The organism is uncultured Bacteroides sp., from assembly GCF_905207245.1.
GTDB lineage: Bacteria > Bacteroidota > Bacteroidia > Bacteroidales > Bacteroidaceae > Bacteroides.
This window is the reverse complement of sequence record NZ_CAJLKP010000009.1, coordinates 89,171-112,493: the sequence shown is the minus strand read 5'-3', so window position 1 is coordinate 112,493 and position 23,323 is coordinate 89,171. Positions and strand designations below refer to the sequence as shown.

At 39.5% G+C, this 23,323-nt stretch carries 16 protein-coding genes, 1 tRNA gene and 1 pseudogene; 9 read left to right on the top strand and 9 right to left on the bottom strand.

The genetic code is table 11. The annotated features are described in order from the left end of the window. Positions 1-34: 34 nt before the first annotated feature. The 5 genes from QZ135_RS05025 to QZ135_RS05005 all read right to left on the bottom strand — a co-directional run bounded on the left by QZ135_RS05025 (position 35) and on the right by QZ135_RS05005 (position 4,554). Positions 35-934, bottom strand: coding sequence for a transcriptional regulator (locus tag QZ135_RS05025; RefSeq protein ID WP_294606441.1), 900 nt, complete (start codon positions 932-934; stop codon positions 35-37). Between the two features lie 339 nt (positions 935-1,273). After that, the gene (locus tag QZ135_RS05020; RefSeq protein ID WP_294606439.1) at positions 1,274-2,365 is read right to left on the bottom strand and encodes a site-specific integrase; all 1,092 of its coding nucleotides are present in this window, start codon (positions 2,363-2,365) and stop codon (positions 1,274-1,276) included. Positions 2,366-2,639: 274 nt separating this feature from the next. Beyond that, positions 2,640-2,712, bottom strand: a tRNA-Lys gene (locus tag QZ135_RS05015). Positions 2,713-2,792: 80 nt separating this feature from the next. Beyond that, positions 2,793-3,923, bottom strand: a complete 1,131-nt coding sequence (locus tag QZ135_RS05010; protein WP_294606437.1) for an AI-2E family transporter — start codon at positions 3,921-3,923, stop codon at positions 2,793-2,795. Between the two features lie 25 nt (positions 3,924-3,948). Further along, positions 3,949-4,554 carry a thymidine kinase gene (locus QZ135_RS05005; protein ID WP_294606434.1) on the bottom strand — a complete coding sequence of 202 codons (606 nt, stop codon included), beginning with the start codon at positions 4,552-4,554 and terminating at the stop codon, positions 3,949-3,951. A 100-nt stretch (positions 4,555-4,654) separates the two neighbouring features. Here QZ135_RS05005 and QZ135_RS05000 point away from each other — a divergent pair, with 100 nt between their 5' ends. The 5 genes from QZ135_RS05000 to QZ135_RS04980 are packed head-to-tail and all read left to right on the top strand — an operon-like array spanning position 4,655 to position 8,329. Next, on the top strand, positions 4,655-5,284 hold the full coding sequence (locus tag QZ135_RS05000; RefSeq protein WP_294606451.1) for a hypothetical protein: 630 nt from the start codon (positions 4,655-4,657) through the stop codon (positions 5,282-5,284). 13 nt (positions 5,285-5,297) lie between these two features. Continuing rightward, positions 5,298-5,972, top strand: coding sequence for a 16S rRNA (cytidine(1402)-2'-O)-methyltransferase (gene rsmI / locus QZ135_RS04995; protein WP_294606432.1), 675 nt, complete (start codon positions 5,298-5,300; stop codon positions 5,970-5,972). Between the two features lie 33 nt (positions 5,973-6,005). Then, positions 6,006-6,884 (top strand): hypothetical protein, encoded by an 879-nt coding sequence (locus QZ135_RS04990; protein WP_294606430.1) that lies wholly within the window; start codon positions 6,006-6,008, stop codon positions 6,882-6,884. Between the two features lie 51 nt (positions 6,885-6,935). Further along, positions 6,936-7,628, top strand: a complete 693-nt coding sequence (locus tag QZ135_RS04985) for a YjjG family noncanonical pyrimidine nucleotidase (protein WP_294606428.1) — start codon at positions 6,936-6,938, stop codon at positions 7,626-7,628. Positions 7,629-7,684: 56 nt separating this feature from the next. After that, positions 7,685-8,329 carry a MarC family protein gene (locus tag QZ135_RS04980; protein ID WP_294606426.1) on the top strand — a complete coding sequence of 215 codons (645 nt, stop codon included), beginning with the start codon at positions 7,685-7,687 and terminating at the stop codon, positions 8,327-8,329. Positions 8,330-8,635: 306 nt separating this feature from the next. Here the strand turns inward: QZ135_RS04980 and QZ135_RS04975 are convergent. From QZ135_RS04975 to QZ135_RS04965, 3 genes and pseudogenes are all read right to left on the bottom strand, one after another. Next, positions 8,636-9,044, bottom strand: a pseudogene (locus tag QZ135_RS04975) (transposase); the annotation flags it as partial. Between the two features lie 91 nt (positions 9,045-9,135). Next, a complete protein-coding gene (locus tag QZ135_RS04970) occupies positions 9,136-10,779 on the bottom strand; it encodes a RagB/SusD family nutrient uptake outer membrane protein (protein ID WP_294606424.1) in 1,644 nt (547 codons plus the stop codon). A 22-nt stretch (positions 10,780-10,801) separates the two neighbouring features. After that, positions 10,802-14,026, bottom strand: coding sequence for a TonB-dependent receptor (locus QZ135_RS04965; RefSeq protein WP_294606422.1), 3,225 nt, complete (start codon positions 14,024-14,026; stop codon positions 10,802-10,804). Between the two features lie 452 nt (positions 14,027-14,478). Here QZ135_RS04965 and QZ135_RS04960 point away from each other — a divergent pair, with 452 nt between their 5' ends. The 4 genes from QZ135_RS04960 (at position 14,479) to QZ135_RS04945 (ending at position 21,927) form a co-directional block, all read left to right on the top strand. Beyond that, positions 14,479-15,672 (top strand): site-specific integrase, encoded by a 1,194-nt coding sequence (locus QZ135_RS04960; RefSeq protein ID WP_294606420.1) that lies wholly within the window; start codon positions 14,479-14,481, stop codon positions 15,670-15,672. 820 nt (positions 15,673-16,492) lie between these two features. Beyond that, positions 16,493-19,444: a TonB-dependent receptor gene (locus QZ135_RS04955; protein ID WP_294606418.1), complete on the top strand. Its 2,952-nt coding sequence runs from the start codon at positions 16,493-16,495 to the stop codon at positions 19,442-19,444. A 24-nt stretch (positions 19,445-19,468) separates the two neighbouring features. Next, on the top strand, positions 19,469-21,019 hold the full coding sequence (locus QZ135_RS04950) for a RagB/SusD family nutrient uptake outer membrane protein (protein WP_294606416.1): 1,551 nt from the start codon (positions 19,469-19,471) through the stop codon (positions 21,017-21,019). A gap of 32 nt (positions 21,020-21,051) precedes the next feature. Beyond that, complete coding sequence (locus QZ135_RS04945) at positions 21,052-21,927, top strand: hypothetical protein (RefSeq protein ID WP_294606414.1); 876 nt, start codon at positions 21,052-21,054, stop codon at positions 21,925-21,927. 126 nt (positions 21,928-22,053) lie between these two features. Here QZ135_RS04945 and QZ135_RS04940 read toward each other — a convergent pair whose 3' ends face one another. Beyond that, complete coding sequence (locus tag QZ135_RS04940) at positions 22,054-23,274, bottom strand: ATP-binding protein (RefSeq protein ID WP_294606413.1); 1,221 nt, start codon at positions 23,272-23,274, stop codon at positions 22,054-22,056. Between the last annotated feature and the right edge of the window lie 49 nt (positions 23,275-23,323).

The following is a 23,323-nucleotide window of genomic DNA, read 5'->3' as shown; positions in this document are numbered from 1 at the left end:
TTTAGAGGGGTCAATTTAGATTGGAAACTGAGGGTCAGTTTAGTTGGAATATCCAGCTAATAACGATTGTCGTATCAATATTCGCCAATATCCATCTTGCTAAAGGTTCAAGTGAATACACCATATAGGTTTGTTCCACTCGCCCGTTTGCGAGTTCTTTTTCTTCGGTCAATCCCATGACATAGCTCTTGTCGGCATTGTATCGAGCCACCTCTTCGCTTGTATGTAAGACAACTTTTTGGATGGATTCAGAAATATCCGTCCCGATAAGAAGCGATTCCAATGGTGGATGAGCTTTTGTATGTTTATTAGGCGTTACTTTTATATTCTCAATGCGGTCAAGCCTGAATATTAGATACTTTTTTCGCAAATGACACCACGCCGAGAGATACCAATGTGGATGTGTGTAAGCGATGCCGACAGCTTCCAAAAATCTTGTACTTTTGGTTTCATCTATCTTGGTGTAATTGACCTCTATAATTAATTTGTCATTTATACTGCTTAATATGATTTGTAATAAGTTCGGTAAACTCTCTCTTGTATATTTACTTCTGTATACTGCTATGGTATCATCCATATCACAAATATATTTTTTATCAATAGCGCGCAATGCAGCACGAATTTTATCCATTCCTTGTCTGAAATAGCTGCTATTTTGGGTATCGGTAAGTTGCTCGATAATTTTTTCGGCAGTAAGAAAAGCCATTGCTTCTTCTTTGGTAAACATTAGAGAAGGTAATTTATAACCTTCCATCAAAGAGTAACCAATCCCTGAATTACCACAAATAGGTACTCCTGTTTCTGATAAGGTTCGCATGTCACGATAAATAGTGCGCAGGCTTACCTCAAAGCGTTCTGCCATATCGGAAGCTTTCACAATCGGTCGTGATTGTAATTGTACCAATAGGGCTGATATGCGGTCGATTCGATTCACTTTATTATTCTATTTCAATTTAGGGACAAAGATACTATGCTTCTATGACAACGGTATGTCAGCAACTCAAATTATTTTTTTCAATTATCTGTTTTTCAAACGATTCAAAACCTATGAGAGAAAGTTGCCAAAATTAGTATTCACACCTTTTTTAGATACAATAGGGGTTACAAAAGAGATGTTGTTTGTTAATTATAATAATCTATACGATTTTATATAGAATAATAGCTATCTTTGGAACGAGTTATTTGAAGCATTGGAGAAACGCAGCATACTAAAGCAGGTAACACGTTGCTAAATCGTTACCCCTTTCTAAATTGCATACTATAATATATTGAATTACAGGAAAATATCAAATATTATAATAGTAGTGGCAAAAGTATGCCTTGCAAGGTGAAACGTGATATTTTTGTCGATGCCACATATAATGGCAATTTCTTTCAAGTAATCATTCATTTTTTGATTGCTGATAACAGGTAACAACTGACCGTTTTTAAGTTTCCCCTCGTATTTGTTCAGGATGGCTTTCGGAATATCCAGCAAACGGATGTTTGATGTAACCTTTGTTTTGTGGCGTTTCTTTATAATCCACAAATTATCATCGAATGCCACCCGTATTTCGTTGCGGGTTAATTCGCATATATCTATGTATGAAAGTCCGGTGTAACAGCTAAAAATGAAAATATCCCGTACCTGCTCCAATCGTTTTGAAGCAAATTCCTTGTTGCATATCCGGCTTATTTCGTCCTTGTCAAGATAGCCTCTTTCTATGTACTCGAATTTCAGCTTATAATGGGCGAACGGGTCTGCGGTAATCAGTCCCGTGCCTTGCGCAAAGTTCACTACTGTACGGAAACGCTGGATGAACTTCATTGCCGTGTTGGGTGAACAGTCATGGTTCTTTATTATATACAGGTAGAAGTTCTCAATAAATACCTTGTTGATTTTGCGGATGGGCAAGTCCGATACCTGATATTCATCTTTCAGGAATTGGGTCAGGCGTAACTTTGTCAGTTCGTATCTGCTATACGTTTTTTGGGTGGCTTCTCCCGCTTCGACCTTTTTCTTGTACTGGTCGTTGTGCTGCCCGAAAAAGGAAATGATAGTCAGTGCTTCTTCCTCTTTTCCCAAAAGTGCATTTTTCACGCTTTCGGGGGTAACATAGCTGTCACGCATTAACTGGTTGTGGAAGTGTGAACGGATATTGGCTTTGATGTCGTCCAGCATGGAGTTTAGTCTTTGTATCTCCATAGATTTACCTACGGCTCTGCCGGATTTCCAGTTAGTTTCTAAGACCTCTAACTTGGTATTGAATTGGGTTTGTTTGCCGTCAATTGTAATACGGGCATGAATGGGTACTAAACCATTCTTTTTCATCTTGTCTTTTTTCAGGTAAAACAATACGCTGAAAGTACTTTTTTCATTCTTCATAATCTCACTTTTTTTAGATTGCAAAACTAATTTTAATCCTTGATAATGAGATAAATGGAGTATAGACAAATCCCGTCAAAAGTAAGACATTTTCCGACAATCGTACCCCCTAATCATTTTTTGGGGTAGGGGGTACGATTTGGATACTCAACTGTGTCTTTTCGTGCCCTTTTTTTGTCTTTCAAGCAAGACTAAAACATAAAAAAAAGTCCCTCAATACCTTGATATTGTGGGACTTGTCTACTTTTTGTCGCCTTTTGGCTTTGTTCCTATGTGATCCGCCTGGGGCTCGAACCCAGGACCCCAACATTAAAAGTGTTGTGCTCTACCTGCTGAGCTAGCGAATCAAACCTTTATTGCTGTTAAGCGGGTGCAAAGATAGGCACTTTTATTTAATTTGCAAGGAATACGAGGAAAAAAGTTTGCATTATTTTTCTTCTATACCTTCTACTGGTTGATCTTCAGTGGTTTCTGCCTTATAAATATTTTCTTGATTAATGATGTATCGTTGATAATAGGAGAGCATCAGAGTGGTAAGTGGCAAAGCTATAATCATACCCAGCATTCCCATTAACGATCCCCAAATGGATAGAGAGAGCAGGATGATGGCTGGATTCAGACCGGTAATCTTTCCCATGATGCGGGGAACGAGATAGCCATCTTGTATGATTTGCACTACTATAAATACAGCAGCAGCCGAAGCTATGATGAACCAGAAATTATCACCGGTATCCGCAGCTTTCAGAATGGCAAGCATGATGGTGGGGACAAAACCGATGATTTGTAGGTAAGGCACCATATTCAGCGCACCGATGAATAGTCCTAAACCAATAGCCAGCGGGAAATCAATAATCAGAAAGCCGATACTGAATAGAATACCTACGCACAAGGCTACTAATGCCTGTCCGCGGAAATATCTGTTCATACCGTCTTTTACATCATTCAGTATGCCGGTTACTGTTTTCCGGTATTTTTTTGGCATCAGGTGTGCCCAACCTTCGGAAATGCTTTCGTAATCAAGCAGAATAAATACTATATATAATAGGATAAGGAAGACGGTGAAGAACCCGAATAAGAGGTTGATGGACTCCGATATTAGTGCCCATAGTTTAGGAACAGTTACTTTAAGAGCATCCAATATATTCTCTTGGCTGAACATTTGCTCTAAGATGTGCAGGTCGATATTCTGCCGGATAAATTCGGAGAGGGTAGTGGGGACATTGCTTGCTGTATGAGTGGTGCTGAAGTATTCTATCAATAAATCCTTTACCCGCAGGAATTCCTGAATCATGGGCGGCACAAGCAGATAGAACGCAATGCTTCCTATAACGCTGAGAGTAAACAAGGCACAAAAGATAGATATTATTCTGTTTTTTAGCCGTAGCTTATGCTGGAAGAAGCTTACCAACGGATATATCAGATAAGCAATAAGCCAGGCAAGGAAGAACGGAAGCAATACGCCGCTCAATCGCTTCAGGAGCATTAATACCCCAATGATGATAGCACCGAGAATGACAGCACGGATAAAACTGTCGAATGTAATTTTCTTACGCTCCATAAGGCTTTTGCTTTTTATTTATAGTTTATCCACCAGCGGCAGTCTGTTCTCCCTTTATTGCCCGCAGATAGCATTCCCGGCAGAGTGGTTCGTATTCGGCCGTCTCTCCCAGAAGGACTTGTTTGTCGTTCTTGACGGTGCGGTGTGAAAAGGAGGCTAACTGTCCGCACTTCACACAAATAGCGTGGACCTTGGATACTTCATCGGCAATGGCACAAAGTCCGGGCATAGGACCGAAGGGAAGACCGCGGAAGTCCATATCTAGGCCTGCTATAATAACACGTATGCCATTATTGGCAAGTTCATTACACACATCAATCAGGCCATTATCAAAGAATTGCGCTTCGTCGATACCTACTACATCGATTTCTGAAGTGAACAGCAGGATACTTGCCGATGAATCAATCGGTGTAGAAGCGATGGAATGGCTATCGTGAGATACGACCTCTTCTTCCGAATAGCGTGTATCAATAGCAGGCTTGAATATTTCTACACGCTGTTTGGCGAATTTAGCACGTTTCAGGCGGCGAATCAGTTCTTCTGTCTTACCAGAGAACATGGAGCCGCAAATAACTTCGATTCTTCCTCTACGATTGGTTTCCTGTATATGGTCTTCCGAGAATAATACCATTGTTTTAAAATGTTTATTTTAACCGCAAAAATAACACTTTTAATGGCTTTCCGATATTTTTTCATTATTTATTTCTACATTTGCGGCATTAACATTGGTGATGCGAAAGGAAATGCAGACATTATTGGACGACATAGAACTGGATATTCAGGAACTGAAATATTTAATGAAAGTTCTTGCAACAGACGCGAACCCTACATTGAAGGTGGTAGCTAAACGGAATATACAGCAGATGCGTGCGCGACTGGATGCTTTGCAGAAACAGCTGGACGAAACTCCCGTAGAGGTAGTTGTCATTCCTGAAGCTCCTGTCGCTCCAGTGGTTATTCCCGAACCGGCCGCTGTTCCTGAACCGGTTAAGCCGACTCCTGTAGAACCGCTCGTTGTTGAAATCACCAAACCGGTAGAGATCGTATCTCCCAAGCCTGAGTCTAAGCCTAAATCCGAGTCTGAACCGTCCGCGATACTATCTTCTGCATCGCCTATTTTAGCAGAACGGATAAAACCAGCTACTGATTTGCGGCATGCTATCAGCCTGAATGACTCATTTCGCTTTGCCCGCGAGATTTTTGGTGGTGATACCGCCCGTATGAATGAAGTGATACGTCAGTTGGGTGCTGCTCCTTCATTGGAAAAGGCGTTGGAACTCTTTTCTTCTACCGTTAATCCTGATGAAGAGAATGAAACGGTGGTTGATTTTATAGAACTTCTTAAGAAATACTTTAGTTAAAGCAGTTACGGATATGGGAAAACTTTATGTAGTGCCTACTCCGGTAGGAAATTTGGAAGATATGACATTCCGGGCTATTCGTATTTTGAAAGAGGCGGATTTGATTCTTGCCGAAGATACGCGCACTTCCGGAATCTTACTGAAGTATTTTGAAATAAAGAACGCAATGCAATCCCATCATAAGTTTAATGAACATAAAATGGTGGAAAGTGTTGTTAATAGAATAAAGGCAGGTGAAACTGTTGCGTTAATATCGGACGCAGGCACACCGGGAATCTCTGATCCGGGCTTTTTGGTAGTGCGTGAGTGTGTTCGCAACGGTATTGAAGTACAATGTTTGCCGGGGGCTACAGCTCTTGTGCCGGCTTTGGTTGCTTCGGGCTTGCCAAATGAAAAATTCTGTTTCGAAGGTTTTCTTCCGCAGAAGAAAGGACGTATGACACGTCTGAAGATATTGGCAGAGGAACGCCGGACCATGGTGTTTTATGAGTCTCCCCACCGTCTGGTGAAAGCGTTGACTCAGTTTGCAGAGCATTTCGGTGCGGAACGTCAGGCATCTGTATCCCGGGAGATCTCGAAGATGCACGAAGAAACGGTGCGTGGCAGTCTGACTGAATTGATTGAGCATTTCACAGCCAATGATCCGCGTGGAGAAATAGTAATAGTAGTAGCAGGAATAGACGATTAAATAACTTCATTAACCAACGTAAAACAAAAGCGTATGAAAAAGTTAGCAGTTTTAATTGTATGTGCGGCCGTTATGGCATCGTGCGACGGCTTGTCAGGTGGAAGTAAAGACCAACTGAAAGCTGAAAATGATTCTCTTTTGATGGAACTTACCCAGCGTAATGCTGAACTGGATGAAATGATGGGTACTTTCAATGATATCTCTGAAGGCTTCCGCCAAATCAATGCCGCCGAAAGCCGCGTAGACTTGCAGCGTGGTGCGGTTTCAGAAGGTTCTTTATCAGCTAAGCAGCAGATTGCCACTGATATTGAATTTATCCAGAAACAAATGCAGGAAAACAAAGAGCAGATCGCTAAATTGGAAGCTATGCTGAAAAGTAGCAAGAATAACTCTACCCAGTTGAAGAAAGCTGTAGAATCTCTGACTCAGGAATTAGTAGCCAAAACCCAGCGTATTGAGGAATTGCAAGCTGAACTTGCCTCCAAGAATATTCGTATTCAGGAACTGGATGCAGCTGTGACTGGCCTGTCAACTGACAAAGAAATGCTTACTGCCGAAAATGAAGCAAAAGCTAAAACCGTAGCTGAGCAAGATAAGGCAATAAATACCGCTTGGTTCGTATTCGGAACTAAGAAGGAATTGAAAGACCAAAAAATCCTGACTGATACCGGTCTCTTCAAGAAAGGTAAAGTTTTGAAGGATGGTGATGTGAATAAAGATTACTTTACTCAGGTTGACATCCGTACAACGAAAGAAATTAAGTTGTATTCTAAGGATGCTGATGTTCTGACAACTCATCCGGCAGGCTCTTATGCTTTGGAAAAAGATGACAAAGGTCAGCTCGTACTGAAGATTACGAATCCGAAAGATTTCTGGAGCGTATCTAAATATCTGGTTATTCAAGTGAAATAATTTGATTATGTAATAAGATGGCAGGGTCATTAGCCCTGCCATTTCTTTTTTATGCAATACAAGAATCTATTTTTCGATCTCGATGATACTCTTTGGGCTTTTTCTTATAATGCCCGCGATACCTTTGAAGAAATGTATCGCAAATATGAGTATGACCGCTACTTCCGGTCCTTCCAGCACTTTTATGAACTCTATGAGCGGCGTAACGTGCAATTGTGGGCAGAATATGCGGATGGAAAAGTGACAAAGGATGAGTTGAACTGTCAGCGTTTTCTTTATCCGCTGGAGGCGGTGGGAGAGGGGGATGCAGCTTTGGCAAAGGCTTTCTCCGAAGATTTCTTTGCAGTGATTCCCACTAAAAGTAGATTGATGCCTCATGCCCGGGAAGTGTTAGAGTATCTCGCGCCCAAGTATAATCTTTATATCCTTTCCAATGGTTTTCAGGAATTACAGTGTCATAAGATGCGCTCTGCAGGGATCGACCGTTATTTCAAGAAGGTGGTTCTCTCTGACGATATTGGTGTACTGAAGCCTTGGCCGGAGATCTTTCATTTTGCCATGTCGGCTACCCAATCCGAATTGCGCGATTCGTTGATGATTGGTGATAGTTGGGATAATGATATTACCGGTGCTAGAGGGGTAGGGATGCACCAAGTATATTACAATGTTACGGATCGTTCGGAGTTTCCATTTAAACCAACTTACCAGATTACAGACTTGAAAGAGTTACTTCAATTGTTGTGACATTGAGGGATTAGTTGTAATTTTGCATTCGATAAAAAACGAATAAAATTGCAACTATGGAATCTATTCTTCCTTTTGCCTTGCTTTGTCTGACATCTTTCTTCACGTTGACAAATCCTTTGGGAACCATGCCCGTCTTCCTTACTATGACGCATGGAATGACAGACAAAGAGCGTCGGTTTATCGTATCGCGTGCCACTCTGGTAGCCTTTCTTACGATAATGGTCTTTACTTTTGCTGGTCAGTTCCTCTTTAAGTTCTTTGGAATCTCTACCAATGGTTTTCGTATTGCGGGCGGAGTCATCATCTTTAAAATAGGTTTTGACATGTTGCAGGCTCGTTATACTCCCATGAAGTTAAAAGACGAGGAAATCAAGACTTATGCTGACGATATTTCCATAACTCCGTTAGGTATTCCTATGCTGTGTGGCCCCGGGGCTATAGCTAATGCTATTGTGTTGATGCAGGATGCCAATAGTATTGAAATGAAGGGAGTTTTGATTGGTGCTATCGCCTTGATCTATCTGATCACCTATTTTATATTGCGTGCTTCCACACGTCTGGTAAAAGTGCTGGGGGAAACGGGGAATAATGTGATGATGCGCCTTATGGGACTTATACTGATGGTGATTGCGGTGGAATGTTTCGTGAGTGGAGTGAAGCCGATATTGGTGGATATACTGAGGGAAGGATTAATATAATAGAAACCTGTTGGCGGAATTAATTCATATCGGAGTAGAAGTGAAACAAGTCGGCCATTGACAGGGAGCGTAAGGGAAGCGAAAAGAGTATTTTTTTATGGCTTAACAAAGATTATTCTCACTACGATGAGAAAAAATTCTCATGCCGGTGAGAATAAACTCTCATAGTAGTGAGAATCTTTTTAGAAAAGCTATGAGCTGTACCGTTTTGCTTATTCGGGAAAAGACGGGAATGAGTGACAAGCTACGGGTTACGAGTTGTTGCGCCATGTTCGTGGGCGAATAATATCAGAATTTACTTCTTAATATGCTCAGGATTTGAAGAATCTCATCAAGTTTTATGTCATGCTGAATAATTGCTACAAGGCAATAGGCAATGATTGTAGAGTATATTTGTATTCTTACGGCATCTCTGTATTGCTCCAGAACTTCTTTATTTTCAGATGTTGTTTAAGCCGTTTAAAGAAAAGCTCAATTTGCCCCCTGTTTTTATAAAGTTCTGTAATTTGTAGCGGAGATAAATCCATAGCATTGGTAAGGAACGTAAACTTACGTTTTTGCTTTTCATCCCAAAAGCAAACCTTTCGTATGTGAGAAGGATAATCCTTGGAACTTTTATGAATAGTGAGTTCTCCAATTGCATCAGAGAGTATATTTCTGGGTAAATGATGTTCCCAATTATAGCTTTGAACTGCAAGTTTTATTTTGCCCTTACAAAAAGCACCCCAAAGGCGATATTGGCATTTGGGGTGCATATTTCTAATACTCAATAAGTAGTTTTTATATTAATGCTACTTACTTAATCATTAATTCTGAACAGGTGTCGGCGGAATCGCTGCTTCATTATTATCTGCAGGAGTAATAGCTTTATTTACTGCAGTTTCACATTCAGGAATTGTATAGATCAGAAGTGGGGATTCAGCAGCAATATCTGCAAATGTACTACCTGCTGGGAAATTAGTGCCAATACGCTTAATTGGTTTCTTCAAACGCAGAACATCAAATAATGAGAACCCTTCGCCCCATAATTCAATACGACGTTGGAACCATATCTCATCTATAAATTCGTCTAAATTAGTTGCATTGCAAGTATACGTAGCATCACGATACCCCTTTACAAAAGCCTCCAACTTCTGTTTACCGGCAGCTAGATTATCTCTACCAGTAGCTTCAGCCTCAATCAATAACATCTCCTCAACACGCATTAAAGGCCAGTCCTGTGCATTGTCAGAATTAGCTATCTGCCCTCCTTCAGGACCAAACTTAACATTTACATATGGAGAGAATATTGTTGAACCAAAAAGTCCATTTGCCCATCCGTAAGCATTCTGAGCTCCATACGCATTAACCAAAGCATCCGAATGAAGCTGATCATCCACCCACCATGCCTTACGAACATCAGACGCTGATATTTCTGCCCATAATTTGTTATTAATAGCCCTGAATGACACATCTGTAGCACTGGCTGCAGTAGTATATCCCATACCTGTAAGTGAACAAAGATGAGAAGCCCAATTTACAATACCAGTTTTCACGACTCCATCTTCTGAAGTAATCACAATCCCCCAAATCCAAGAGGCATCACTGGCATCATAAAATCTAGGGACACTAACTTCTTCTATAGAGTAAGGACGAGCACCTGCACATGCTTTAGCAGCATCTGAAGCAGCAGCAGCCCAATTACCCATTAATAAATTAGTACGCGCACGAAGTCCATAAGCAACTTCTGCCGTTATCTGTGCTTTATCCTTACGGGTAACAGGATTTTCTGCCAAATAAGAAATTGCAGTATTCAAATCAGACATAATTTGAGTATAAACTTGCTCTACTGTTGCACGAGGATTGTTTAATTTCTCATCATCTGTCATTGTATCCAGAACCAAAGGTACACCTTTTGCTGATTCATGACCAATATAAGTAAACTGATAAGTCTGGATCAGTTGTAAATAATCGAATGCACGTGAAGCTAATGCCTGCCCAAAGTAATTCTTTACTTTAGCAGTACGTTTATCTTCAGGGAAAGCAGCCGACAATGTTGCAATACAGTCATTTGCTGTTTTCAGATGGTTATAGTAATTCTTCCAGATAAACTCATTAAAAACAGAAGTAGTTATACGGTCTCTGAACTTCTGCTGGGATATATATTTATTGTAACCAATAGCATCATTCTTGCAAGTCATATCCTGTCCTGCCTGATCGTAAATCATACATATAGCCGGGAAACCATAGTCAAAATGATAACCGGTAGAGTTAGGATTACCCAATGTTCCTAAAACATTCAATCCACTTTTTAAACCATTCAACTCAGACTCAATACGTTCCGGAATCATGGAGATAACTTCATCTTTTTGGTCTTGCGTCATGGTCGAGCCTTCAGGATACTTATCCAGATCACACGCAGCCATTACAAAAACAGATGAAAGTAACAATATACTCTTATTTATTTTCATATTTTCTTGCTTTTTAAAGGGGTTAGAAAGAAAGGGTTATACCACCAGAAATAGTTCGTATCGGAGAATACACATCAGCACTTGATGCCGTATAGCTCTGACGAGGATCCAATCCTTTTCGTGCACTGAACAAAGCAACATTGTCAGCAGCCATATATATACGCATAGAACTGATTAACATTTTGCGGGTCCAGTTTTTAGGTAATGTATACCCTACCGTAATATTATTAATACTTAGATAATCCGAGCTTGTCAGGAAACGGTCTGACAAAGAATTGGCATACTGCGCAAATACGTTGATCTGCGGAATATTACTTGTCCTATTTTCCGGAGTCCATGCATTCAGAATATCTTTATGCCAGTTCTGTCCAGGATCATCACCTGCATGCATCAAGGATACATATCCATTATCATACACGCGACCACCTAATTGATAAGCCAATGAAATAGCAAAATCAAATCCATAAACATTCAAACGAGTACCAAATCCACCATATACTTTCGGAAGAATATCACCTGTTGCATGGCGAGTTGCATCTGACCAATTCTGAGTCTTTTCCTGACCAGTAACATTACCGTTCGCATCTGTTATATCTTTATAGTAAAGAGCAACTCCCGTTTCCTCATCTACACCTGCATATTTACGCAAATAGAATTGATACATAGACTCCCCCTCCTGATAAATACGGCTACCATCAATCAATTCGCCATTCAAATCAGGATGCAGTTTCTGGATTTTATTCTTAAAATGAGTCAAGTTGAAGTTTACACTCCACGTAATATCATTAGTACGGATAATATCACCATTCAAGTCAAGTTCAACACCACGATTAATCATAGAACCTACATTCATTGGAATTGCAGAATAGCCTACTGACGGATTAACAGGTTTGTTATACAACATATCCGTAGTCTTACGGCTAAAATATTCGATCGTACCGTTCAAACGTTGGTCAAAGAATTCGAAATCAAAACCAGTATTGAAGCTATGAGACGTTTCCCAAGTGATATTCTTATTACCTTTATATGCAAGAGAAACAGAGAAATCATCATTACTATTAGATACAGAGTACTGATCCTGATAAGCATAATAATTACCAATATTATCATTGCCTTGTACACCATAACTAGCCTTAAACTTCAACATGTCAATCCATGTTAAATCACTCATGAAAGCCTCCTTGTTCAGCAACCAGCTGGCACCTACAGACCAGAAATTTCCCCAACGGTGGTCAGGATGAAAGCGAGAAGAAGCATCACGACGATAAGAAGCACTTGCAAAATACTTACTATCATAATCATATTGGGCACGTGCTAAGAAACCCTGAGTCGCATAATTAGTAGTTGCAGAATAAACAGCTGGAGTCTTGATTGCATTATTTATTTCTATAATTGTAGGATTATACAATTTCTGCTTACTACCGGACAAATACTGAGATTTATAATTATAAGATTCAAATCCTGCTAACAAATCTATATTGTGTATCCCGAAATTATTCTTATAGGTAAGCAAATACTGTTGGTTTACACTGAAAGTACGAGAGTGCTCCATAGAAACAAGACCGCCAACACTTTCTGAAGCATACTGGCCATAATACGGGTTAACCAACTCTGAATAACGAGTATTATCCAAATCCATACCCCAGTTTCCAGTAGCTTTCAAACCTGGCATAAACTCAATTTCAACGAATCCTTTCGCACTAAGAATATCCATTAAGAATTCACGTTTATCCAACTGTAGTGAAGAAGCAGGGTTGGAATTGGACAAGAATGGACGATTCAAAGCCTCAGTCTTTCCATTCACCTGCCTGTTATACATACCATTACCATAGTCGTACATTGTATAACCACGACTATCTTGTTTAATGCTACCGTCTGCATTACGAATATATAGAGGATAAATGGGAGCTATATTATTAGTAATATAAAACAAGTTCATACTACTTCCTGTCTTCGTTTGTTCATCAGGATAACGGCTCTTTACATTGGCATATGAGAAATTAGCACCTACTTTCAACCATTCTTGTACCTTATAATCTGCTTTCAAACGAGTAGAGAGACGAGAATAGCCAGAGCCCGGAATAATACCACTGTCATCCAAATAACCCGCTGACATATAGTAAGTCATCTTATCACTTGAACCACTAATACTGACATTGTATTCCTGACGTAGATTACTATTATCGAACAATTCTTTTTCCCAATCATCCGGTGTTACATAATAATCACCATAAACAGAACCAATTTTAGCACTTGGGTTAATTTTACCATCCATGCCAATTACATTTTCTCCATTCGGTGTTGTATATATAGGATATCCCAGATAGTCACTGCCAAAAATCAAAGCATTAACCAGATTATTACCAGAAATCATCACGGAACCATCTCCTGCATAATCAACAATTTTATTAGGGTCACCACCTGCCCAGCCATTAAGCATTGCTTTATAATAGGTCTCAACATATTGATTAGCACTAGTCATAACGTCATAACTGGGAACACCACGTCTATTTGTACCCCATTTTGCATCAACGTTAACAACAGCTTTTCCTGAAGAACCTTTTTTAGTGGTTACCAAAATAACACCGTTCGCACCACGTGCACCATACAAAGCATTAGAAGCTGCATCTTTCAAAACTGTCATACTTTCAATATCCTGAGAATTAATAGCAGAAATATCTCCATCATAAGGTACACCGTCTACTACATACAATGGATTATTACTGGCAGAAATCGAACCGATACCACGGATACGCACAGTAGATCCTGTACCTGGTTGGCCATTTCCACTGGTTGTTTGTACACCAGCCACCTGCCCTGAGAGTGCATTAGTTATATTAGAGACCTGACGCTCTGCTAACTTATCTGCTTTGATGGTTGAAGCAGAACCTGTAAAAGCGGACTTCTTTGCGGTACCATAAGCAACCACCATTACTTCATCAAGCATCTCAGTATCAGACTTCATAATAACCTTTACAGTAGGTTTAATAGCCACTTCTTGTGTCTGCATACCAATGTACGAAATCAGCAAAGTCTTCGCAGAACTTGGTACGTTCGATAAAGTAAAATCACCATCTACACCAGTAATAGTACCTAATTGAGTACCTTTTACCAATACAGAGGCTCCAATAACTGGCTGCCCATCTTCTTCAGAAATCACAACACCCGTGACTGTCTGGGTTTGGGCAGTTACTAGGCCTATTCCAACAAAAAGACAGGCCAATAACAGCATTAATTTTCTTTTCATAAATTCTCTCTTAAAGTTTAACTTTACATTAATTGTTTCTTTACTCTAACAAAATGCAAATATATTAATAAAACTGAAACGAACAACTATTTTGTTGAAAAAACCTTGTAAATCTATCAATTTGTTAACCAAAAAGCTTTTTTTATGCTTAACAGCAGGTTTTTCATACTAAAAAAAACTAAATGACCATACAAATGCTATCACTCTGAAGCACCCTCTGGAGTCACATTCCTTAATACCAATGGCTACTTTTAAACAAAAAGAGTTAAAAAGGCAACATAATGAGATTAAATTGAAAGCCATTTTACGTAGATTTACCTTTTTTATAAAGGAAATACAAAACCAAAATTGCTTTGTAAATCGAACTTTTACAGATATTAAGTCTTATTTAATTCTTATGTAGCACATTATATCGTCTTATTTGTTCATAGTATTAACTAAAACGACTAAAAATGAACAAGATTATTTACAGTTTAGTGTACAACCGCAAAAAGAGCCTTAATAAAAGGGGAATGGCTCTAGTACAAGTTGAGGCCTATTTAAACAGGAAGAAGAAGTATTTTTCGACCAAAGTCTACCTGAGGCCCGATCAATGGGATGCGAAAAAACTACTAGTAAAAAACCATCCCAACGCAGATGCCTTAAATCGATTGATTTACGAATTTATGGCAATGATAGAAAAGCGTGAGCTTGAGCTTTGGCAGCAGGGGAAGCCAATAACTCTGGATGTATTGAAGGATGTGCTTACTGAGAAGCAAGAGCAAGAGGATAAATCGTTGTTTATACCCTTCTTCAGACAGGAAATAATGACTTCTGGCCTGAAAGAGAGCACGAAACGAAACCATCTATCCACCGTTTCATTACTGCAAGACTTCAAAAAGGGCGTGACTTTCTCTGAAATGACTTTTGAATTCATATCCTCCTTTGAGTACTACCTCCAGTCTAAAGGGTATCATGTCAACACGATAGCTAAGCATATGAAGCATTTGAAGCGACATATCAATGTAGCTATTAATAAGGAATATATGGATATACAGAAGTATGCTTTCAGGAAATATAAAATAAAGACTGTAGAAAACAGGCATACCCATTTATCTCCAGAAGAATTAGAAAAGCTGGAGACTCTGCAATTGACAGGACGACATACAAAATACCAGAAAACACTGGATGCTTTTTTGTTCTGTTGTTATGCCGGTATGAGGTATTCCGACTTTGTCAATATGAAGCCTGAAAACATTGTAGAGATGCATCAGGAGACTTGGTTGATATATAAATCCATCAAAACAGGCACGGAAGTTCGGCTTCCAATCTATTTATTATTCTGTGGAAAAGGGATTCAAATTCTGAATAAATATCAGGCAAATCTACAAGACTTCTTTCATTTGAGAGACAATTCGAATGTGAACAAAGAACTGATTATAATTGCCCGATTAGCTGGGTTACCTAAAAGGGTGTCATTCCATACTGCGCGACATACTAATGCAACGTTGTTGATTTATAATGGAGTAAATATTACGACCGTACAGAAATTATTAGGGCATAAGAGTGTGAAAACCACGCAAATATACACCAATGTAATGGATATGACAATAATAAGTGATTTGGAAAAAAACCACTCGTTGGCTCATCGTAAAAAAGGAAAATAAACCCTACTAAAGTAAGGTGTAGCCATTTATCATGTAACTTTAGGGATATAGAATAAATGGGTTACACCTTTCTTGGCGGATTTACATACTAAATTCTTCTTGCTGTTTTTGTTCTATTCTTCTTATTTTCTGTTTTTTCATTTTGTTCTTTTTGAATATATAGGATTCAAAATTACGAACTTAATGAAAAAGTAGAAGAAAATGTTCTTTTTGTCGTTTCTTTCCCCGGATGATACTGTTTGAACTACTTTCATTGCCCAATTAGATTTTCTTCATTGCCTACGTTTTCTTCGTTCCACTATAGTGAAACGTAAGGGTAACTATAGTGTCCCTTGCGGATAACTATAGTGGAACGCAAAGTACACTATAGTGCAACGAATAAAAAATGCCTAATAAAGTACATCCCGATAGGCAAGCGATGGAATAAGAAACGCCTATGGGAATCATCTCTACATATAGAAGAAAGAATTTCCTATGGAAAAATCAAGACTTTGGGGCGTATTTCCATGTGAGCATATAGGTTATTGGCAATACATGAATTAGAGTATTCGTTATTTTACACATCCTCGACAAACCCAAAACGCATAGTATCAGCTACGTAGTTCATCGGCACCTTTTATGCCATAACAATACTCTTATAATTAGAATTTTAAGTTTAAAATCAAGGAATATTGAGGTAGATATAAATGCATATTACTACTTAATACATCGCTATAAATCAGTATATTGTAACATTGTCATTATTAGAAACAGAGTTCTTTATGTAATGTTAATGTGTTTATTTACAATTAAATAGCAAGAGCATAGTTCTGCGAAAACATTGCAAATTTCTTACATTGGTATGCAAACGCAAGAGGTGGCAATCAAATCTAATGTGAAGATTTTCATGAAATCAGATGCTGAAATGCTTGATGAAGTTATGGTAGTTGCTTATGGTACGGCAAAGAAATCTTCATTTACAGGATCGGCTTCTACAATCGACAACAAAAAGTTGCAGTCTCGTCCTATCACAAATGTGTCAAAAGGACTTGAAGGACAAGCTACTGGTCTTTTGACTACTTCAGGCACCGGTCAACCAGGTGAATCAGCTTCGGTTGTAATTCGTGGTTATGGCTCTATTAATGCATCACAGAGTCCGCTGTATGTAGTGGATGGCATTCCTTATGATGGTACACTGTCTTCTATCAATCCATCTGATATAGAGTCGATGACAGTTCTAAAAGATGCTTCTGCCGGTGCTCTTTATGGTGCTCGTGGTGCTAATGGCGTCGTGATGATTACTACTAAAAAAGGCAAAGAGGGCAAAACTCAGGTTACTTGGCGTTCTACTGCCGGTTGGTCTTCGCGTGCACTTAAGGAGTATAACATGGTTGGTCAGAAAGATTATGTACAGTTGACTTACGAAGGTTTGCGCAACGGCTTTGCATTTACCAACGGATATGCTTGGGCCGATGCAGAAGCTGCTGCTCGTAATAGCTTGAGTGGTACGTTGGGCGGTGAACAATATAATCCGTTTAAGAACTATACTTGGGGGAATATCATTGACCCGACAACCGGCACAGTGCGTGCCGATGCAACTTCTGCATGGAATGAAAGATGGATGGACGCACTTCAAAAAGATAACGCTTTCCGTCACGAACATCAACTGTCATTGACTGGTGGTACTGAGAAAACTAAATATATGTTCTCTTTGGGATACCTGAACGAAGATGGTATTTTGGTAACTACCGGATTTCAACGTTACAGTGCACGTGCTAATATAAACTCTGAAGTGACAGACTGGTTCAGCGCAAATCTGAATACGTCATTGACGCATTCTGTATCAAACTACAGTCAATATACCGGTAGTTCTCAATCTAATGTGTGGTATTCCGCACAGTTTGTATCTCCGCTTTTCCCGGTATATATAAAGGATGCACAAGGTAATAATGCTTTGGGAGAGGATGGCCGTCCCCAATTAGATTATGGCGAAAGTGGTCGTCCGGGTAGCTATTCTGATTATAACCCGTTGGGAGGTTTGCTGGATGATAAGTCAAGCGTAAAGAATGATGTTGCCGGTTTGCGTACCGGATTGACATTTGGCTCTGACAAGGATGATTTCGGAGTATTAAAAGGCTTGAAATTAGCTATAAACTTTGGTATGGACTATCGTCAGGCATCACAAATGAATTATATGAATATGTATCATGGTAATCAGGCTGCTGCCGGTGGTTTGTTGTCTAAGTACAGCACTCGTATGCAAAGTTATACATTTAATCAACTGCTGATGTGGAACCGCTCCTTCGGTCTTCATAATTTCGATGTGATGGCTGGTCATGAATTTTATGCTTATCAATATGAATATCTGAAAGCTGCAAAGACTAATTTGGTGGATGGTATTTTGGAATTGCGTCCAGGTACAACCCTTAGCGATGCAGACTCTTATACAGATAAGTATCGCATCGAATCATGGTTAGGACGTTTCAACTACAATTATGATGAGAAGTATTATTTTTCAGCTTCTCTCCGTACGGATGGTTCTTCTCGTTTCTATAAAGATAACCGCTGGGGTACATTCTGGTCAGTCGGTGGAAACTGGCGTATTTCCAAAGAGGCATTTATGGAAGATATCAGTTGGATAAACAATCTTTCTTTTAAAGTTAGCTACGGACAGCAAGGTAATGATGACATTTTGAAGATTTCAGGTGGAGTATACACCAGCGACTATTATTTGTGGCAGAGTCTCTATGATCTGGGTTGGGCAAATTCTAACCAGATTGGTGGCTTGGTATCTACATTGGAGAATAAGGATGTAAGCTGGGAAAAAAGCGGCAATTTCAATATTGGCGTTGAAGCATCTTTCTTTGACAACCGCTTGAGTATTAATGCTGAGTACTATAATAAGAAGACTACCGACATGCTGTTGAATTATCCTATGGCTACTTCCACAGGTTTCAGTGGTTATAATGCTAATGTTGGTGACATGCGTAACAGTGGTTTTGAATTTGAAATCAAAGGTACTCCTGTCAAGACCAATAACTTTACTTGGAATGTCACTTGGATGGGCTCTACAGTAAAGAATAAGGTGTTAAAGCTGACTGGAGAAACTCCGGAAATAATCGATGGTATTTATAGTATCAAGGAAGGCTTGCCTATCAATACATTCTATATGGCAAAAGCTGCAGGTGTTGACCCCGCAACCGGTGCCCAATTGTATTGGGTATATGACACTGATGATGAAGGCAACATAATTAACGAACGTATCAGCAGTGATTATGAAAAAGCAGCCAAAAGCAAGTACTATTTGGGAAGCCGTATTCCAGATCTTTATGGTAGTATTGGGACCGACCTTTCCTGGAGAGGTGTTGACCTGTCTATTTTGACTACCTATTCTATTGGAGGCAAGGTGTATGATGGCTTGTACAGTGCTTCTATGAATAATATGTACTACAATAATGCATGGAATGAACATGCGTTGCGCCGTTGGCAGAAGCCGGGTGATGTCACTGATGTTCCCCGTATTGAGATTGCAGGAAAAAGCACAACGAATGATCGTTTCTTAGTAGATGCGTCTTACTTTGCTATTAAGAATATTACATTGGGATACACATTGCCAAAGGCGTGGATGCAAAAGGCTAAATTGGGCTCTGTACGTGTTTTCGGTTCTATAGATAACTTGGCATTATTCACTCACTTACAAGGCATGAACCCGCAGTACAACTTTAGCGGTGAGACAAGCTACTCTTATTCGCCTAATAAGACCTGGTCATTAGGTGTCGAAATTAATTTCTAATATTTACTTAAGATAAAAACAAGTATGAAAAAGATATTCAAATATATTTTTGCTGGTTTTGTGGGTTGTGCAAGTTTGTCGTCCTGCTTGGACGATGCACTTCAAACTGCTCCTACCGACTCTATGTCCGGAGATGGTTTGCTGGCAAACGCTAATGCGGCGTTGGTTCCTCTGAATGGTATCTATCGTTCTATGTACGCTTCCTGGTCTCCTACAGGCAACACTCACCAAAGCTTTGGTATCAGTTCTTATAATTTGATGGCTGATGTTATGGGCGAGGACATGGTAATGAGTGCTATAGGTAGTGGCTGGTTCTGGTATGATTGCCTTTATAACGTAAAATCTTTCTATTCCAGCGGAGCATGGCGTTCTTACGATTTATGGAATGGTTATTACACATGGGTCTCTAATGCAAACTACATTATTGCTGCTGAAGAAACAATGGAGGGCACAACAGAGGAGATTAACTATGTGATAGGACAAGCTTATGCCATACGTGCTTATTCTTACTTCATGCTGGCACAAAGTTTTGCCCGCACTTATAAAGGACATGAGTCGGATCTGTGTTGCCCTATCTATACTGAGCCAACCGTTGCAGGTACTGTGGGCAAGGCACGTGCGACTGTGCAAGAGGTTTACGATCAGATTACTTCGGACATCAATAAAGCTGTCGATATGCTGAACGGAATAAAGCGGAAACATGTCAGTCACATTAACCATGCTGTTGCTTTGGGACTCAAGGCACGTATAGCGTTGGTTATGGAAGACTGGACTACTGCCAAAAGTGCAGCGAAAAATGCTATTGCGGTTAGTGGTTGCTCTGTATTGCCAGTTTCAAGCTTTTCCGGGTTGAATGATTCTTCCGCTGGTAATGTGATGTGGGGAGCTGAAATTATTTCCGACCAATCTACCATGTATGCCGGCTTCTTTACTCATATGGATGCTTGCGACGAGAGAGGTGACGGAAAGTATGGAGCAGATGCCCGTAAGCAGATTAGCAAAGAGTTATATGGCTTGATTAACCCGGCAGATGCCCGTAAGGCATGGTGGGATCCGGAAAATGAAAATAATAAGTCCGGCGGTTATCAGCAGGAGAAATTTAAGTTCTCCGACAGACAAACTTGGACCGGAGATTACATCTGGATGCGTGTAGAAGAAATGTATCTGACGGCTGCCGAAGCAGAATGCCGTTTGGGTGAAACTGCACCTGCCATTGAGGATTTGAAAGCTGTCATGGACAAACGTGTAGAAGGATATACCTGCACGAAGACCGGCACAAGTCTGGGAGCTACAAGTAGCGATTATACAGGTTCGCTACTCGAAGAAATCATTATACAGCGTCGTGTTGAGTTATGGGGTGAGTTTGGACGTATCTATGACTTACGTCGTCTGAAACAAGGATTCCGTCGTACAGCCGCTATGGGATGGCCTTCTGATGCCTTGCTGGGTAATCGTCCGACAGACGATCCGGAATGCTATATGTGGGTATTGACTATTCCGCAGAGTGAATTCGACGGTAATGTGAACATGGATGTAAAAACTGACCAGAATCCGGTGGGAGATTATAAAGAATGATTCATTTTACAAACTTTAGAGGAAAAAACATTATGAAATATATCAATAGAATTTCAGTCTTATTGTCTCTTTTGACAGTATTGCTGTTCTCTGCTTGCAGTACAGACCAGGAAGGGCCTTTGTATACTGAAGGAGAGGGACAGGGAGTTACCTTTATTTCCAAATATTTGGATGGTGTTGTTGTGTCGCCGGCAGAGCCGACTTTTACAATAGATTTGCTTCGTTCGAATACGGCTTCGGCATATAGCGGAAACATTACTATTTCTGCTGTACTTAATAAAGTGCCATTTGAGGGATGTACTGTTACCGGCTTTAATTTTGCTGCCGGCGAAAATAAGACAACTATAACGGTTGATGTTACTCCCTTGCAGATAAGTCAGGTGATAACCGTTACATTAGCATTATCTGTACCGGAGGGAGATATTGCCATAAGCGGAACTGCCCAAGCTTCTTTTACAGTAAGCAAAGATTATAACTGGCAGGAGCTTGGAGAGGGAACGTTTACGGATAACTACTTCTTCGGGGGTACAAACAAAGTAAAAGTATTCAAGGCTGAAGGTTTTGACCGTTATCGCGTAATTGAACCTTATGATGGATACTATACGAATGGGTTGCCAGCTGATTTAGTTGGAGACTTTACGCTTTCAACAGCTAGAGTATCTAATTTAGATTTTTGGATTGAGGATGGTGCTGTTCTTTACAATAAATTTGCTATTGGTTTGAACTATGTCGGTGGTGGTGATGTCCTTGCTTACCATCCTTCTAATTTCAAAGGAGTACCTACTGAATTCAATAAGGTAGTTGATGAAAAGACTATCCAATTGGCTCCTTATTATTATATTGAAGAACTTTCCGGTGGATTTAACGGAGCTACTTCAGACGGAGTTGTCATTATTACTTTGCCGTAAGAATATTTATTCCAGAATATTATTAACTGTAGGGGATGTGTCTTTGCGAGGGAATGCTCTGCGAAGACGCACCCCCTTTTACTTTTATATGAGTTTGAGTGCATATAATGAATATTAAAAAGTGATTTATAGTTTTTCCTTATCTTCTGCCAACAAGAAATCTCGTAATGAAATCTGCTTGATTCCTTGATAATTCCCTCCGCTCTGCATTTCATCCATTGTGACTACGTATTTAGGATAATTGTCTGGAATTTCCAGCAAGTTACCGAACTCTCGCTGAATAATTACTTCATCGAGAAGCATATAAGCCACTTGGATATAAATCTTATGGTTACCTTTGGAGGCTATAAAATCAATTTCCTTGTTCCCATTCTTTCCTACATATACCTCATAACCATACCTTAATAAATCTATGCATACAATATTCTCTATCAGTTTATTGATATCTCTCCGAAAATCAAAATGTCGTATAGCGTTGTGCAGTCCCAAATCTTCAAAATAGTATTTTTCTCCTATTTCAAAGATTTTCATTCCTTGAGTTTCCGCCCGTTGTATCTTGTAAACAAAAAAACTATTGCATAATGCTTTCAAGTAGTTCAGAATTGTTTGCGTAGGTATATTTACTTGCTGGGACTTCAGATATTTACTGATATTTTGAGCGGAAAAAAGAGAGCCGGTATTATCGGCTAAATAGCCTACCAAATTCTCTAGAAATGACACATTCCGGATTGATTCACGAGCAACCACATCTTTCAACAGGATAGTAGAGTAAACATTCCTTAAATATTCGAATATAATATTTGTTTCCATCACCAAATTATGAATATAAGGCATTCCTCCAAACATGAGATATAATCTTAAACTCTCTGACGAATCTTGTAATTGATTAAATCTCAGAAATTCTTCGTAACTGAGTGAATGAACCGGAAATTCTATGTATCTTCCGGCTAAATGAGTGGCAAGTTCACCGGAAAGTATCTTGGCATTACTTCCCGTACAGTAGATATCGCATATATCCTCATTCAATAAGCTCCGCAAACACAACTGGAATTCTTCAATCTCTTGTATCTCATCTACAAAGAGATAATTATGACTATGTCCTTCCGCTTTTTTCAGAACATATTGATAAAGGTCCATATAATTCTTAATACCTGAAAAGGCCACTAATTCTTTGTCTACAAAAATAATATTCGCTTCCGGTGTCTTTTCTTTTATCATATCCGATATTTGCAAAAGAATGTAACTCTTGCCTATTCTACGCTGACCGGTTATCACTTTTATTAAAGCTTTGCCAATAAATGGTTCTATTCTATTGGTGTACAAAGGACGCGATATATAAGTTTTCATATTCAATCACAATTTAATTTATTGGCAAATATAGTAAAAGTTTCAATTA